Consider the following 16561-nt stretch of genomic DNA (forward strand, 5'->3'; position numbering starts at 1 on the left):
GATGCAAATAAAACTACCTAAAAATAAACTTTATGATAATGAGCAAGATATAAATTTTGAGAGTATAACTGCATTAATTGGAGAGAACGGGGCGGGAAAATCTTCTATATTACAATCGATTTTTCAAAACCGTTTACAACATAATTGTGTCCCAGAGATGAAAGTTGTTTGTTTTTCTTCAGGACAAAATGAAAAATATTCTGCTTACTTTTCAAGCTACTTGGCAAAAGAACGACAAGCTAATCGAGGTCTTAGATTAGACTGTTGCTATTATGACAAGACATGGTCTAAATTACTTATTTTCATTGCCACTATTACAAAAGAGCAAGGTAAGGTTCGAAGCTTTTTATTAAAGAATGACTATATCACTATATCAGAAAATGGTAAGGAGGATTTAATCTCTACGCTAAAAGTAACTGTCCAAGTTAATCAAGCCTATGTTAACAGGGTACAAATGGCATTAGAAAAACAGGCTGAAGGTGACAATGATACACTACGCGACTCTGCTTATCACAGAACATTAGAAAGCTTTATAAATACCATTGTTGATAGTGATTATGATTTTGATCACCCTCTTGAAGCACGTACTATCACTTTATCGAATAATAATTTTTATAATCCCTCATTTAAAGATGCAGAGGATGAGTTTTTTGACTCTGTAATTACCTTCTTTACGCAAGCTGCTGATAATGATTACTTTATTGTAAAGCCTTCTATGGAGTTAATTTTTAGAGAAGGTATTGAGCTGAATGATGTCAGTGATGGAGAATATCAACTCTTATTCTTATATGCTTTAATTGATCTATTTGATAGTAGTAATACTTTATTTCTGTTAGATGAAGTTGACTCACACTTACATTATAAAAATATAGAAAACTTATGGGAGACTTTGCATAAGATTGAAGGCAATGCATGGACAACTACCCATTTACTTGACTCTATCACCTTTCCTAAACATCGTATTGAAAATTTAAAAGTTGTGGAAAGAGGATTAATACAAGAAAATAACAAAGTCAAAGCAATTATTGATAGGTTATCTGTACTTTCTTGGATGGAATCCGTTCAGTTTGATATTTGCTCTAAGCTGGAACATATTGTGCTGATGGACGACTATAACGATTGGGAAATTTTTCGCCAACTGGCCGCAAGAAAAGGTTTAGATACTGACAAATTATTAAGTATCCAGTCGTTTAAAAAATCTTCCAGTTATGGCAGTATAACAGAGGAGTTTGGTAAAGCTAAATTTGATTGGGTTAGTTCATTTTTATCTCATAAACCTAGAAATAGTAGAGCTACCAGAGTTATCTTCTTAATCTGTGATAAAGATGAAGCCGCTATAGAAATTGATGACCAAACAGGAGTTGTAGTGATGGGGGAGAAATTTAAAAAACAAATAAAGACCCTTGAAACAAACAATAATATAAAAATATTTTTACTTGCCTGGCAGCACAGAGAAATAAAAAACTACCTATTATCTTACACAGCATTAACTAAATATAAATTATTAGAAAAAGTTAATAATGGTAGTTTAGCTTTGGATTATCACCTCAAAGAAAATGAGCCTGGCGACAATGATGGAATCCGACGATTGAAGGTTAAAGATTATATGACAAAATTGATTGATACTACGGGGGTGGGTTTAGATGCTGAGAAACTTCAGTCCTATATCAATGAAATACCATCCAGTGAAATCAGTGCAGACATTGAAAATATGTATAATTTTTTAGAAGAAAAATGTAATGGAAAATAAGTTTCAACTATTTGAAGATTTGCTTACTGTACTTAAGCAAGAGAGAGAAATTAGAAATACAGAACAAGCTGTTGAAATAATCTCTTTAATGTTATTTGTACACTACGCACATCTCTTTCTGGATGCAAGAAATGATGATACAAGGTTAGGTAGTATTTTTTTTGGTAAGGAAACAAATGCGAAGCAAAATCTTCGTGAATTAATTAATCGTGTTCTTTACTACGAAAATATTGTAGCGTTAGACTTACTTGAAAGCAATCTTCTTTACTCTTTAACTTTTCTTTTTAGTAAAATAGATTCTCAAACTATCAGAATACTCTATAATAAAATACTTACTATCGAATGTTTAGATGAGTTCTATTTTTATGCCGAAGCTTACCATAGCTTAATTGAGCTTATGATAAGGGAAACCGGAAGCGCGGGTGAATTTTATACACCCAGAGTTTTAGCTGATATTATTGTAAGAATATTAAACCCCGAAAATCCTAATTCAATATACGACCCAGCTTGTGGTACCGCCGGATTCTTAATTGAATCAGCAAACTATATTAAAAGAAATAATAAAAAAGCAGGTTATAAGCTTATAGGGCAAGATAATTCATCACTTCCCTGTATAATTTCTTTAGTAAATTTATTAATTAATAAAGAAGCAAACTTCACCATATCTAATTGTGATAGCATTATGCTATATGATTATTCGCAAAGTAAACATGATATTATAATAAGCAATCCACCTTTTGGTAGAATTAATGGTTTTTCCAATAATAATAGATATAAAAATTATGGACATTTTATAGAGTATTATTTTTTAAAACATATTATGGACTCTCTAGCAGATGGTGGAAAAGCTGCTGTAATACTACCAGAACGCTTTTTTAAGGATGGAAATACTCAATGTTTAAAGTTAAAAGAAGAGTTATTTCATAACTTTAATATTGATTGTGTTCTTTCAATACCATCCGGCGCCATGCTTCCCTATACAGCAGTAAAAAGCTGTATTTTATTTTTTAATCGTAATACTCCAACTAAAAAGGTTTGGGTCTATACTTTAAATCATGACGTGAGATATACACGTTTCAATAGTATCAAATTTGAACACTTCGAGGATTTCTTACAACTATTTACACTTAAACAGAGCTCAGAAAACTCATGGCTAGTAGATATTAACGAATTAAAAGCACCTTATAACTTACTTGAAAGAAACGATCGCTTACCACAATATGGTGTATTGAGTAAGCCAAAAATCAATATAGATCAATTAATAACAAGTAATCAACAGATAATTGATAAATATATTAATATCAAACAAAAAATTATTAAATTAGAGAAGATAATAAATACTAATCATTCTAAGTATAATTTTAATAAATTTAAGTTAGATGATATTACTGATTTAAAAACAGGCACTTTACTACCTAAGCAAGATTTATTAAAAAGTGGTAATTACCCTGTATTTGGAGGTAATGGGAAAATTGGATATTACAATGATTTTATGATATCAGGGGAAATGATTATTATAGGTAAAATAGGTGCACTATGTGGCAATGTTAGGTATTTTAAAGGTGATGCGTGGGTTACAAGTAATGCAGTTATCATGAAAAACATCCAACAAAACGAAGTTTATACACCATATTTGGCAAAAGTTCTTTCAATATCTGACTTGCGTGGATTAGCTGTCGGAACGGCACAGCAATATATTACTATTGAAAAAATAAAAAATGTTGAAATTAATCTTCCGCCTTTAGAAGCTCAAATTGAATTAAATAAATGGTTGAATGATTTAGAAGATGTGTTAGAAGAACATGATTTATTGCTAAAGAAAATTATGAATGATAAAGAAAATATAAAATCAGATTTATTTAATTTACTTCTTAAAATTTAATGATTTAAGTAAAGACTAATTTTAGGAAATAGTTACATGGAATAGTATATTTTTTATTATAACTGCTTTACTAAGCTTAGGATATATTCTAAATTCTTTGCGTCACTTACAGTTAATTCATAATCTCTTAGTTATCATTGTTCTACATTTGAGACTTCTTTAATCAAATTTTTGCGACCATCGAGGCTTTTTTGCATTAATTCATATTTTTAACGATTTATTTGTAAGTGGATATATTTTTGCCTTGTTTAAAAACTAACTATAATTGTTTAGATGATATTTCTAAATCAGGTGATAGAGTTAAGATGGCATTCTCAAAACTTTCATAGAGTTCTAGCATATCATCAGGTCTATCTTTTAAACGATAAGTTCCATCATAAACAACATTAACTGATTTAATCACCTATAAATCCTAATCTGCACTGAAAACCTATTCTCTAAAAAACGATCTTGGTTATAGATAGTATATGTAAAGTATTTATATAGTTAATATTTCTTTAAATCTGGTTGTAATGCAATTGCTTAGCTGAGTTCGGGTCATAAGCCAGTTGCCGGATTGCAGTTCGCTGCCAAGCCGGATGCTGCTGCGGCCGTAGCGGCTGGTGATGTTGTCCCATGCTCTCATTAGTTCAGGGCGGTGATTGTGCTGGCTGTGGCAGAGTAAATCTAACTGCCGGAAGGTGTGCACTGGTTCGATGCCACTCAGTTCAATTCCACATTTTTTATATTCGTAGCCGGAACGGTAGATGCTGTTTAACAGGTGCCAGGCAATGTGGTTGAGGGTGAGTGTGTCGTTACTGGCCTGAGGCAGTTTGGTAATTTGGTAGCCGTTGTATTGCGGCAGGTCGTGGCGAAAACGGTTGGTGTAGATAAATACACCAATGATATGTGCCTGACTGTTTTGTTCGCGCAGTTTGGCTGCTCCGGCGGTAATGTGATGGCTGACGGCCGCCTGTAAACCGTCAAGATTGGTGACCATGTTGCCGAAGCTGCGGCTACGGACGATATTCTGGCGACCGGCTTCTTCTGTGATGAGTTCGCTACAGGGAATTCCCTGCATTTCCCGCTGGGTACGTTCGAGTACAACACCAAATTGTTTTCTTAAGGTTGGGGTATGGGCATTGATGAAATCCAGAGCGGTGTGAATGCCTTGGGCGGCGAGTTTGTGACCGATTCTGCGGCCGATACCCCAGATTTCGGTAACCGGCTCGCTGGCAAGGGCTCGTTGTCTGATATTCTGATTCCAGTCTGTCCAGACAACAACGCCATTGAAGTGATGGCGGTGGCGTTTGGCCAGATGGTTACAAAACTTAGCTAGTGTACGGGTAGGGGCAATGCCAACGCAGGTGGGGATGCCAACCCACTGCTGGATACGGGAGCGGATATTGTGGCCGAGCTGATGCAGGTTGTTCAGACCGTGCAGGCTGGCAAAGCATTCGTCGATTGAGTAGATTTCAATGGCCGGTACCAGTGAGGCGATGGTGCTCATCATGCGTCGCGACAGGTCGGCATACAGCTCGTAGTTGGACGAGAAGACGATTAGTTTGTCTTGCCGAACGAGGTGCTGAATCTGAAAGTAAGGTACGCCCATTCTGATGCCCATGTCTTTGGCTTCATTGGAGCGGGAAATGACGCAGCCATCGTTATTGCTCAGTACGATAACGGGTTGCTGCCTGAGTTCGGGGCGATAGACTCTTTCGCAGGAGCAATAGAAGTTATTGCCGTCAATCAGGGCAAACATGGGCTGGATTCAGGGTTTGCAGCAGATGTTTATGCTGACGGATGATTTGATAGATGTCGCGATCAAGCTGTCCTTGCGGCTGATTGAGCAGGGTTTGCAGTTCGTCGGTATTGCTGGCACTGCCCAGATAAATCCAGTGGTGAAAGATGTGGTATTTGTGCTGTTCTTTTATATAGGCGTAACTACTAAACGGCCATGCAGCCAGTTTAAGTTTCTGTAAGACCAGTGCAAGTTTGAGGTTGTGCATGTCGGCGGTAATTTTGTTGATGCAGGCACCACTGCACTGATGCAACTGATGGCGGAAGCAGGGGCGGTTATTGCTGCCTTTCTCGATTCCCAGAGTTTGCAGACACAGATCGGTGTTGCTGATGATGTTTTTAATGCTTTTCTGTGCATCGCTTTTGCTGTGAAACAAGCCGTAATAGTGCTGTTCGCGGTTAAGCTGAACGTGGTGCATGGGTACAATGCTCAGGGTGTTGTATCCGTTAGTATTGGTATTCAGCCGGAAGCTGAACAGGTCTTTCTGGCGGCGCAGGCGGCGGTTGAGGATGGGTTGGCGCTGTTTAATCTGGGCTGATTCGGTGAGCAAGGCGTCCAGTTCGCCGCTACAGGGGATAATGTCGATTTTTCTGGCTTGCTGTGACAGGCTCATTTCTTTGCTGTTGTGCACGTCTTGACTGAAATGGCTCATCAGGCGGGTTTTAACTTGCTTGCTTTTGCCAATATACAGAGGAATGTCGTTGTCACCATAAATAAGGTACACGCCGTAATCGTCGCTGATGTTGTCCAGAACATCGCTGTGCAGGTGAGCGGGCAGGCTGGGGCGCTGCATGATGGTTTTACAGGCCTGATGCAGGATGTTCGCGGGAAAGTTGTGTCTGAGCTGCTGCCAGAAGTCGTAGATAGCCCGGGCATCGGCAAAGGCCCGGTGACGGTTTTGCATGTCGATGTTATGGCGGGCAATAATTTTGTCCAGTCCGTGATGTTTGTGTTCAGGATAAAGCAGACGCGATAGTTTAACGGTGCACAGTTGCTGCGGGTTGAATGTTCTGCCCAGACGTTTAAAAGCCGCTTTGATGAAGCCGTAATCAAAACGCACATTGTGCGCTATAAAGATTCGCTCTTTGAAGATGGCTGCCAGCCGGTCGGCAATTTCATTATCGAAATAAGGTGCTTTTTCTACCATTTTATTGCTGATGCCGGTAAGAGATTGAATAAAATGCGGAATGCTGGTATCGGGATTAAGCAGGGTATGAAAAGTTTGTGGCTGCTGCTGTCCGGCTTCTGTGTAAATAACCGCGATTTCGGTAATACGGTCGCTGGTGGTGCGTCCGCCGGTAGTTTCGATATCGACAAAGGCAAGTTGCTGATCTGAAAACATGGTTTCTGGGTTAGCGGATGTGTTTGATAACGTAGGTTACGACGCCGACGATGGCAAGGGTGTCGCCTTCTTTTAAGCTGAAATTGGGATAAGATTGGCTGCTGTTTTCGGAGTGTAGTTCGATGCGGTTGTTATCCAGTTTGTGCAGTCGTTTGATGGTAAATTCATTACCTAAATCGGCCATGACGATATCACGGTGTTTGGGTGTGAGGGAGCGGTCGATGATAAGCAAATCGTTACGGCTGATGCCAGCATCCTGCATAGAATCACCACCGCAGCGTACGGCAATGGTGGCAGCCTGATTTTTTATCAGGTACTGGTTGAAATCCAGATAATCGCTGATATAGGGTTCTGCCGGGCTGGGAAAGCCGGCGGGAATGGTTTCGGTGGCTAAGGGAATGTTGAGCCGCGTGAGGTTGTCGGCTATTTTCCAGTAGTCGGCAGGCAGATGCTGTGCCGGTCGCAGCGGGGTAACAGCCAGCTGATTCATCAGGTGTTCTACTGCCGGTATCAGGCTGACGGGAATGCGTTTGACTATTTTGGGTCCGGCAATTCTGGCTTTGCGTCCGGCGCCGGCTCTTACGCCGCCATGCTGATTGTGTTTTGCTGCTGTATCAACCACAATTGTGCTCATCTTGATTAAGTTATTTAATCAAGAATGGTAGATTTTTGATTTTTCTGCGTCAATTATGCCTGCTGCGGATGGCTGGTAATGGTTTGTTTTTTATCTGTTATGCTGTCGGATATTACTCATACTAATCAAAGCTAACTTATTTTATAGTTTTGAATTGGTTTGTATTGATGCTATCGAATGCAGATAAATTGTGATGGCACACAATAAGTTTACTGATGTTGTGCAGGCAGGGAGGCAGAACGGGCCGGATGGCTGTTTGAGCCTGAAGCGTTACTGGCTGAGTTTATTTCATCTGCAATCCGGTCCAGGGTAGTGGTGGTTTCCAGATGGGTACTTTGGATATCCGAAGCGGTGATAGCCGCAGCTTCACTGACGCTGTGTGTGCTCTCATTATGTGAACAGGCTGTCAGGCAGATAAGTGTAAGAGTGAATAGTGGAAGAGGAATTTTCATGGTAGTTGTACGGATGCTGATTTAATTCTGCTTATTATGATCGGGTAAGTGGTGTACAGCCACATTGGGTGAGCAGCTGAGTAGTTTCGTATACAGGCAAACCCATGATGCCGGTGAAGCTGCCGCTGATATGCTCGACCAGCATTCCGCCCAGCCCTTGAATACCGTAAGCTCCGGCTTTATCCAATGGCTCACCGGTAGCAATATAAGCGGCAATCTGTTCATCATTTAAGGCGGCAAAACTGACTATACTGGTTTGCAGGGTCTGAAAGGTTTGGTTTTGCCAATAGATGCAGACTGCTGTATGGACATGATGTTGTTGTCCTGACAGCAGTTTAAGCATGCGAGTTGCATCGTTGATATTTTCCGGTTTGCCGAGAATCAGATTATTCAGGCTGACGGTGGTATCGGCGCTGATAAGGGGAAATTCTGGTGGCTGTTGTTTGCTTTGCTGCCAGGCATTGAGTGCTGCACGGTTTTTCATGCTTGCCATGCGCTGAACATAATCTGTGGCGTTTTCATCTGGATAGGGGGTCTCATCGATCTCTGCATTTAGCCGCAATACATGGTAGCCAAGATTAATGAGGATTTCATGCCGGCGCGGGCTGCCTGATGCAAGATAGACGGTTAGCGGATTCATTGATACAGGATGATTATGTATGGTTGAAATTGACTACGGTTATTTTAGTATTGCTTTAAGTTAGCATGTTGCTTGTTAACGATATAATAAAAGATTATGCCGGATATTTGTTAGCTGCAAGTCATATCCGGCAGCAGATTAGGTTTACTATTATCGGTTTAATGGTTTACGTCGACAATAAATCGTCCTCGGATTTTACCACTAATGATATCTTCTGCAATGTCGCGACACTGATTCAGCGATATGGTATGCGCGATATTTTCTAATTGCTGAATGTCCAGATGTCTGGCAAGAAAATCCCAGGCTGCAATACGTTTTGCTCGTGATGCCATGACGCTATCAATACCTGCTAGAGTGATACCTCGCAAAATAAATGGCGCAACTGTGGCCGGAAAATCCATACCCTGTGCCAACCCACAGGCAGTAACAATGCCACCATACCGGATTTGTGCGCAGATATTAGCCAGGCTATGAGAACCAAGCACGTCAATGGCTGCCGACCATTGTTCCTTTTGTAATGGTTTGCCTGTATCAGACAAGGTTTTGCTGTCGATAATATGCTGCACACCTAGTTGCTGCAGATAATCTGTATCGTTGATTTTGCTGGTAGCTGCGGTAATGGTATAGCCCAGCCGGATGAGTAACATAATCGCCACTGATCCGACACCGCCGGTGGCTCCGGTAACCAGAATATTACCCTGTTTTGGGGTAATGCCATGCTCGATTATACGTTGTACACACAAGGCTGCTGTATATCCGGCGGTTCCGATAATCATGGACTGTCGGGCAGTTATGCCTGCGGGTAGGGGGATAAGCCATTCTGCATTGAGAAAAGCACGCTGGCTCATGCAGCCCCAGTGGGTTTCTCCACAGCCCCAGCCATTTAAAATCACTTTATCTCCGGCTTTGAAATGCTTACTGCTGGTGCTAATAACGGTTCCGACACCATCTATACCGGGAATCATCGGCCACTGCCGTACCACAGGTCCGCTGTTGGTAATAGCCAGGGCATCTTTATAATTCAAACTTGAATACTGCACCTCAATCAGGGTATCACCTGATTGTTGCAACAGGGTGTCTTCACTAATATTTTGGATGTTGCAGGAAAATTCAGTCTGATTTTTTTCTAAGAGTATGGCTTTGGATAGCATGATGATATTCCTGTTGCAGTTAACTAGACGAATGGTTTATTTTTATTATAGACCGGTTGTCTAGTTGTAAGTAATTATTGCCGAATCTATCCAAGTATAAGGGATTTTGATTAAATTTCAGTTAAGTAGAGTGTCATTAATTATGGCTGGCAACAGATATTGGAAGCTGACTAATGGTTTTTTATCAGATTAAAAAACTGTTCGGTAAAGATATCCAGCGGCGTTGCATTTTTGAGTAATTTGGCACGGCTGACTGCACCTTCCCAGCCAAGCCAGAAGAAGTAAGCCAGTTTTGTGCAGTCTGTTTGTGAACTGATTTCTTGCTGCTGTTGCGCCAGCTGCAAACAGCAGGCTATTTTTTCCTGCCAGTTGTGCAGGATATTATTGAGTAAAGCAGGATAATTTTGTGGCAGAAGAGATTCATCCTGCATTAGCTCACCCACCAGACAACCTCTGTTGAAATGATATTTGGCCATGCTGGTTTTGGCATCTGTGCAGAATGCATTAATTCTGGCCAGTGCGGAAGAGATATTCTGGTTTAATAAATGTTGTTCCAGTTTTTCAGTAAAAAAGTGGTCGTAGTATTCGAGTATGGCTATGCCAAACTCTTCTTTACTCTTGAAATAGTGATAAAAAGAACCTTTGGGTACGCCTACCTGTTTCAGTATGCTTTCAATATTGGCACTGATGTAGCCGTGTGTGGTCATGGCTGCTACGCCGCTGCGGATAAGGGCGATTCTGGTGTTATTACCTTTGCGGGATAATGAGGGTGTACTGAATAATTCTGTCATTGTTATAAGATTTTTGCGGGCTGGTTGGAACAAATGGCTGTGGCAGGGGTCAGTTTGATTTTCCCTGTTTTCTGACGGCAGTGCGACATAGCCAGTCCAGACAGCTGATGGGCAGGAATTTTTTCAGATACCAGAAGAGGTGTGCCGGTACGGTAACCGGGTAACGTGCTTTAGGTTTGCTGGCATTGAGTGCACGGGCGCAGACCTGGGCGCATTGTTCGGCAGTCAGTGTAAATGGTGCGACAGAACCGGCTGCCTGCAGGCGGTTGAGCTGTGCCTGATAGGCGGCACGATGCACGCTGTTTTCAACATCTATATATTGTTTGAATTTAATCAGTGCATTGGGACGAAAGCGACTGGTGATCGGTCCGGGCTCAAGCAGGCTGATATAAATACCACTGGCATGAGTTTCATGACGCAATGTATCACAAAGTCCTTCAAGTGCAAATTTACTGCTGGTATAAGCACTGCGCCATGGCATGGCTGCATAGCCCAGTATGCTGGAATTTACCAGAATACGACCATACTGCTGACGCCGGAAAATTTTCATTGCTGCGTTGATGCATTGCCATGTGCCGAATACGTTGGTATTAAACTGTTCCTGTAAGGCTGCCCGGCAAAGATCCTCGGCTGCACCTGTCTGTCCATAACCGGCATTGCAAAATAAAGCATCAAGGTGACCGAATTCAGCTATTACGGTTTCGATAGCTGCCTGTATCTGTTCATCATTGGTAATATCCAGTTGCAGACTGTGAAAACCTTCTGAACGTAAGCGCTCTACATCTTCTGCCCGACGGCAGCTTGTATAAACGCGCCAGTTGTCTTGTCGCAGAAGCTGAGCGGTTGCATACCCGATACCACTGGAACAGCCTGTGATCAGAATAGTTTTCATCATATTTATGTTGGTTAGAATTTATTTACCGTATGTAGTTTAACATGCCGGAAAATGGATATGTCCGGGTTGTTTGACAGTTATGCTGATAGCAGCAGACGGTAAAATATCATTTTCCTGTCTGTGCGGAATATGCAGCTTCTGCCGGTAATCAAAGTATTTTATTGCGTTATCAGCGTGCTTTGTTTAATCGTTAATTAAAAGATTACTGTTCTTTTTCAGCTGCTTCATCATAAGCGTCGACAATTTTCTGTACTAACGGATGGCGTACTACGTCTTCGCTGGTGAACACGTGAAAATAAATCCCCTCAATGTTGCTGAGTTTTTCACGCGCATCTTTCAGACCGCTTTTGATATTTTTAGGTAAGTCGATCTGGCTGATGTCACCGGTAATCACTGCTTTGGCTCCGAAGCCGATACGGGTCAGGAACATTTTCATTTGTTCCGGTGTGGTATTCTGGGCTTCGTCCAGAATAATATAAGCCCCGTTAAGTGTGCGTCCGCGCATATAGGCTAAAGGTGCGATTTCAATCAGCCCTTTTTCCAGTAGTTTGGTCACACGGTCAAAGCCCATCAGGTCATAAAGGGCGTCATACAGGGGACGCAGATACGGATCGACTTTTTGTGCCAGATCGCCCGGCAGAAATCCGAGTTTTTCCCCGGCCTCTACAGCTGGACGAACCAGTACGATACGTTCTACCTGATGTTTTTCAATGGCATCTACTGCGGCGGCGACAGCAAGATAGGTTTTACCGGTACCGGCAGGTCCCAGACCAAATACGACATCATGTTTTAATAATGCCTGTATATAACCGTTCTGACGCGGGGTGCGCCCGCTGATGTTGCCGCGGCGGGTGCGCAGTGTCCAGACTTTGGGTTCATGGTAGTCTGAATTTTCCTGGGTGGTGGTTTTGGCTTCTACCGCAGCTAAATGGATGTCACTATCGCTGATATCGCGCTCACGCGCTATGCTGGCCAGATTCTCCAATGCTTTCACTCCTTGACTGATATGTTCTCCGCTTAAGGTAAAATGGTCAAAACGACGGGTAATTTCAAGATCCAGAGCTTTGCCCAGGCTGATAATGTGCTGGTCTAATACGCCGCACAGGCGTTGCAGAGAAATATTGTCTATCTGATGTAACTGATAATGGCTGGTTTGACTCATAATTACAATAAATAAAAAGATAAATATTGATTTTAATATGTAGTCAGGCTGATCGAAAGCAAGAGAGGATGATTTGATAATATTTTATCTGATAAAAGTGTTTTTTGTGTTTGCTTAAAGAAAACACCGGCTGACCTTGCCGGCAGAAATGAGTTGATATAGATTGTAGGTGTGGTGGAGAAATGCTGCAGGCAATTTATACTACTGCATATATAAATAATTCTGAAATGGAACATTGCATGCGAACTGCGACAATTACGCGTAATACCAGTGAAACAAAAATACAAATAAGTATTAATCTTGATGGCACCGGTGTAGGAAATTTTGATACCGGAGTGCCTTTTCTGGAGCATATGCTTGATCAGATTGCCCGTCATGGGTTGATTGATCTGGATATCCGTTGTCGCGGAGATCTGCATATTGATGATCATCATACTGTTGAAGATATTGGCATTGCGCTGGGACAGGCGTTAAAACAGGCACTGGGTGATAAATGCGGTATTACGCGTTATGGTCATAGTTATGTGCCGCTGGACGAGTCTTTGAGCAGGGTGGTGCTGGATTTATCCGGTCGCCCCGGTCTGGTGTATAACGTAGAGTTTACCCGGGCGTTAATCGGCCGGTTTGATGTGGATTTGTTCAGTGAATTTTTTCATGGTTTAGTGAATCATGCCATGATGACTTTGCACATTGATAATTTGCGTGGTTTGAATGCTCATCATCAGGCAGAAACGATTTTTAAAGCCTTCGGTCGTGCTTTGCGAATGGCTGTTACTCAGGATGAGCGAATGGCAGGGGTGATGCCGTCGACGAAAGGTACGCTGACTGCATAATGGTTTTGTATAGATTCTAATCCGCTGGTGTGTATACATTGGCGGATAAATTTATTTATGTCGGTCTGTACGAGTAATTATGAAACCATCTGCAATAATTTATTTTGCAAATCACAATTACTGATGGCTGTCTTATATACGTTATATTGTATTTGAAGTGATTGATTACAGTTTCTATCGGCTTGTACAACAAATTGCTGATGAATATGCCGGTTATTTATATCTTTAGGATTATTTTTTTACGGTTAGCTGTCATTGAATTTAACGGATAAAAATAAATGAAATCAGTCACCGGATAATAAAATTCTGATGGATAATATGGAAATAATCAGCATAATTGCTGATAAATATGCGTTTTTTTAGCAAGATTATGGCTAGGTATCATAATCTGCCAGTTTCAGATTTTCAGCTATCCGGTGTTCATGTATGATAACAAGCTGTTTCTTTGCAGGCAGCCCGTTAGTGATAACCGGACTCCGGATAAACTTTTGCTGCAGGTATGTTCAGTTGATTTTATAAAGATATGAAGATGAAAGTAGCCATTGTCAATTATGGTATGGGAAATCTGCATTCAGTGCTGAAATCTGTACAGGCAGCAAACCAGTTACAGCAGATGCAGGCTGAAGTTATTCTGACAACCGAACCGGATGAGGTATATCAGGCTGATAAAATTATTTTTCCTGGTCAGGGGGCTATGCCGGACTGTATGGCTGCTTTACAGCAGAGCGGATTGGCTGATGCGCTGGAAGACGGATTGCGGCGCAAACCGTTTTTTGGTATCTGTGTTGGTGCGCAATTGCTGTTTGAATGTAGCGAAGAGGGTAATACGGCCGGATTAGGTTGGTTTCAGGGTACGGTACCGCATTTTCAGGCTGCATTAAGTACTGATGGCAGACCACTGAAAATACCGCATATGGGCTGGAACCGTGTACATCAGATGCAAGAGCATCCTTTATTTGCCGGTGTGGCTCAGGATGAATGGTTTTATTTTGTTCATAGTTATTATCTGCGACCAGAGGATCCGTCAATTATTCTGGGTACGGCTGATTATGCCGGTAATTTTGCCTGTATAGTAGGCAGAGATAATGTTTTTGCTACGCAGTTTCATACTGAAAAAAGCCATGCGGCCGGTTTGCAGCTGCTGGGTAATTTTTTGCGGTGGGATGGTACGTTTTAATTGAAGTAAAGGTACCGGTGTTTAACTCGTCAGTATATTTGAATTTAATATGTTATTGATTCCGGCAATTGATTTAAAAGGCGGACAGTGTGTACGTCTTCAACAGGGGCTGATGGAAAAAGCCACTGTATTTTCTGATGAGCCTGCACAGATGGCTGTGCACTGGTGTCAGCAGGGTGCGCGTCGTTTGCATTTAGTTGATCTGGATGGTGCTTTTGCTGGAAAACCAGAAAATATGACCGCCATCAAAGCGATACTTGAACAGGTAGCGGATAATGTGCCTGTACAGCTTGGCGGTGGCATTCGTGATTTGCATACAATTGAACAATATCTGCAGCTAGGACTGAGTTTTGTCATTATTGGTACAGCAGCTGTGAATAATCCCGAATTTGTGCGTCAGGCATGTGCAGCTTTCCCCAGACAAATTATTGTGGGGCTGGATGCTAGAGATGGCATGGTTGCCATTGATGGCTGGGCAAAAGTGACAGATATCCATGTTACTGAGCTAGCCAGACAGTTTGCGGATGATGGTGTTAACAGTATTATTTACACTGATATTGGTCGTGACGGAATGATGAGTGGTGTGAATATTGACGCCACAGTCAAGCTGGCACAGGCAGCTTCTGTGCCGGTTATTGCATCCGGCGGGGTGAGCAGTATGAAAGATGTGGAAGCTTTATGTGCCGTAGCCGAGCAGGGTGTTACCGGAGCTATTGTAGGACGCGCGATTTATGAAGGTTCACTTGATCTGGCCGCAGCACAGCGGATGGCTGATCAGTATAAGTAATAAATTTTGCTGACAGTGCTTGTATCAGAATATTTTCTGATAATCTGATTTTGTATAAATTAATAATAATCATATAGGACTCGATTAATACCGATAGCCAATATGATTTTTGGACTGTAACTGTACAGGTAATCAGGGAGGACGTTTATGGTTAGCATCTTAGGTGCGGTAGTAATAGTTTTATGGCTATTGTTTACAATGAACCGCCCGAGACAGACTTTTTTTCAGGCCAGTATATTTACGATGGCGATGATGGTATTCAGCAGCATCATAGAACATGCATGGCCGGAAGTTAACAATGTCTGGTTAGTAGGATGGATAGCACAATGGGTATTTGTATTCATTGTCATATGGCTCTTTGATATTATTGCTGTAAGTACTACCAGTGCCGTGATTTATACATTAGTTGTGGGTATTGTTTACTATTTTTATCAGAATCATATTTTTGCTCTGGTTGCGCAGTGGCTAGGTAAATGATTGCTGCTCAGTAGCAGAGAAAGATGGCATTATTATGGCTTTAGCCAAACGTATTATTCCCTGTCTGGATGTTGATAACGGGCGAGTAGTTAAGGGAATTAATTTTGTTTCTTTGCGTGATGCCGGTAGTCCGGTTGAGGTAGCACAGCGTTATAATGATGAAGGTGCTGACGAGCTGACTTTTCTGGATATTACTGCCAGTTCGGATAATCGTGATACGATTTTACATGTTATTGAAGCGGTAGCCAGCCGAGTGTTTATTCCGCTGACAGTAGGGGGCGGCGTACGCAGTGTTGAAGACGTGCGCCGCTTACTTAATGCCGGTGCTGATAAGGTATCAATTAATACCGCAGCAGTGACCAATCCTGAACTGGTTAGTGAAGCCAGTGCATTTTTCGGTAATCAGGCAATTGTTGTGGCGGTAGATGCTAAAGCAGTCAATGCCGAGAATACCTGCTGGGAGGTTTTTACTCATGGCGGACGCCGACACACCGGACTCGATGCAGTAGCCTGGGCACAGGATATGGCCTTACGCGGAGCCGGTGAAATTTTGCTGACCAGTATGGATCGTGATGGTACCCGTGCAGGGTTTAATTTACCGTTAACCCGGGCTGTAAGTGATGCTGTGTCGGTTCCTGTTGTTGCATCAGGAGGTGTGGGCAATATTGAACATTTGATAGAAGGTGTTCAGGAAGGTCATGCTGATGCTGTACTGGCTGCCAGTATTTTTCACTTTGGTGAAGTACGTATTCAGGATGCCAAGATAGCCATGAAACAGGCCGGTATTGAGATGCGTATCTAATCTGGC

The 16561-nt window shown here is 41.9% G+C and carries 15 protein-coding genes and 1 pseudogene; 7 read left to right on the plus strand and 9 right to left on the minus strand.

The annotated features are described in order from the left end of the window. Position 1: 1 nt before the first annotated feature. Both H3T75_RS01130 and H3T75_RS01135 read left to right on the plus strand, forming a co-directional pair. On the plus strand, positions 2 to 1750 hold the full coding sequence (locus H3T75_RS01130) for an AAA family ATPase (protein WP_198210798.1): 1749 nt from the start codon (positions 2 to 4) through the stop codon (positions 1748 to 1750). Next, a complete protein-coding gene (locus H3T75_RS01135) occupies positions 1740 to 3632 on the plus strand; it encodes an N-6 DNA methylase (RefSeq protein WP_198210799.1) in 1893 nt (630 codons plus the stop codon). The genes H3T75_RS01130 and H3T75_RS01135 overlap by 11 nt, the downstream gene beginning before the upstream one ends. A 478-nt stretch (positions 3633 to 4110) precedes the next feature. On the opposite strand, the gene H3T75_RS01140 is transcribed toward H3T75_RS01135, so the two are convergent. The 9 genes from H3T75_RS01140 to H3T75_RS01180 all read right to left on the minus strand — a co-directional run bounded on the left by H3T75_RS01140 (position 4111) and on the right by H3T75_RS01180 (position 12479). Next, positions 4111 to 5373 (minus strand): Y-family DNA polymerase, encoded by a 1263-nt coding sequence (locus tag H3T75_RS01140; protein ID WP_198210800.1) that lies wholly within the window; start codon positions 5371 to 5373, stop codon positions 4111 to 4113. Further along, the gene (locus tag H3T75_RS01145) at positions 5357 to 6754 is read right to left on the minus strand and encodes a 3'-5' exonuclease family protein (protein ID WP_198210801.1); all 1398 of its coding nucleotides are present in this window, start codon (positions 6752 to 6754) and stop codon (positions 5357 to 5359) included. Before H3T75_RS01145 ends, H3T75_RS01140 begins: the two co-directional genes overlap by 17 nt. Positions 6755 to 6764: 10 nt before the next feature. After that, on the minus strand, positions 6765 to 7388 hold the full coding sequence (locus tag H3T75_RS01150; RefSeq protein ID WP_198186344.1) for a LexA family transcriptional regulator: 624 nt from the start codon (positions 7386 to 7388) through the stop codon (positions 6765 to 6767). A gap of 209 nt (positions 7389 to 7597) precedes the next feature. After that, a complete protein-coding gene (locus tag H3T75_RS01155) occupies positions 7598 to 7840 on the minus strand; it encodes a hypothetical protein (protein WP_078475726.1) in 243 nt (80 codons plus the stop codon). Positions 7841 to 7874: 34 nt separating this feature from the next. Beyond that, positions 7875 to 8480, minus strand: a complete 606-nt coding sequence (locus tag H3T75_RS01160) for a nucleoside triphosphate pyrophosphatase (protein WP_078475725.1) — start codon at positions 8478 to 8480, stop codon at positions 7875 to 7877. A 158-nt stretch (positions 8481 to 8638) separates the two neighbouring features. After that, positions 8639 to 9631, minus strand: coding sequence for an MDR family oxidoreductase (locus H3T75_RS01165; RefSeq protein ID WP_078475724.1), 993 nt, complete (start codon positions 9629 to 9631; stop codon positions 8639 to 8641). A gap of 170 nt (positions 9632 to 9801) precedes the next feature. Continuing rightward, a complete protein-coding gene (locus H3T75_RS01170; protein WP_078475723.1) occupies positions 9802 to 10422 on the minus strand; it encodes a TetR/AcrR family transcriptional regulator in 621 nt (206 codons plus the stop codon). Positions 10423 to 10471: 49 nt separating this feature from the next. Next, a complete protein-coding gene (locus H3T75_RS01175) occupies positions 10472 to 11314 on the minus strand; it encodes an SDR family NAD(P)-dependent oxidoreductase (RefSeq protein ID WP_198207177.1) in 843 nt (280 codons plus the stop codon). 205 nt (positions 11315 to 11519) lie between these two features. After that, positions 11520 to 12479, minus strand: a complete 960-nt coding sequence (locus H3T75_RS01180) for a PhoH family protein (protein ID WP_041878921.1) — start codon at positions 12477 to 12479, stop codon at positions 11520 to 11522. 242 nt (positions 12480 to 12721) lie between these two features. On the opposite strand from H3T75_RS01180, the pseudogene hisB reads away from it, so the two are divergent. The 5 genes and pseudogenes from hisB to hisF form a co-directional block, all read left to right on the plus strand. Beyond that, positions 12722 to 13312 (plus strand): annotated as a pseudogene (gene hisB, locus H3T75_RS01185) (imidazoleglycerol-phosphate dehydratase HisB); the annotation flags it as partial. Between the two features lie 529 nt (positions 13313 to 13841). Then, positions 13842 to 14489, plus strand: coding sequence for an imidazole glycerol phosphate synthase subunit HisH (hisH, locus tag H3T75_RS01190; protein ID WP_198210802.1), 648 nt, complete (start codon positions 13842 to 13844; stop codon positions 14487 to 14489). A gap of 49 nt (positions 14490 to 14538) precedes the next feature. Then, entirely contained in the window at positions 14539 to 15276 is a 738-nt protein-coding gene (hisA, locus tag H3T75_RS01195; RefSeq protein ID WP_198210803.1) for a 1-(5-phosphoribosyl)-5-[(5-phosphoribosylamino)methylideneamino]imidazole-4-carboxamide isomerase, read from the plus strand. Positions 15277 to 15423: 147 nt separating this feature from the next. Then, positions 15424 to 15753, plus strand: coding sequence for a hypothetical protein (locus H3T75_RS01200; protein ID WP_025331288.1), 330 nt, complete (start codon positions 15424 to 15426; stop codon positions 15751 to 15753). Positions 15754 to 15787: 34 nt separating this feature from the next. After that, the gene (gene hisF / locus H3T75_RS01205; RefSeq protein WP_025331287.1) at positions 15788 to 16555 is read left to right on the plus strand and encodes an imidazole glycerol phosphate synthase subunit HisF; all 768 of its coding nucleotides are present in this window, start codon (positions 15788 to 15790) and stop codon (positions 16553 to 16555) included. The last annotated feature ends 6 nt before the right edge of the window (positions 16556 to 16561 follow it).

Origin of the sequence: Snodgrassella sp. W8135 (assembly GCF_016101225.1) — a bacterium.
GTDB classification, from domain to species: domain Bacteria; phylum Pseudomonadota; class Gammaproteobacteria; order Burkholderiales; family Neisseriaceae; genus Snodgrassella; species Snodgrassella alvi.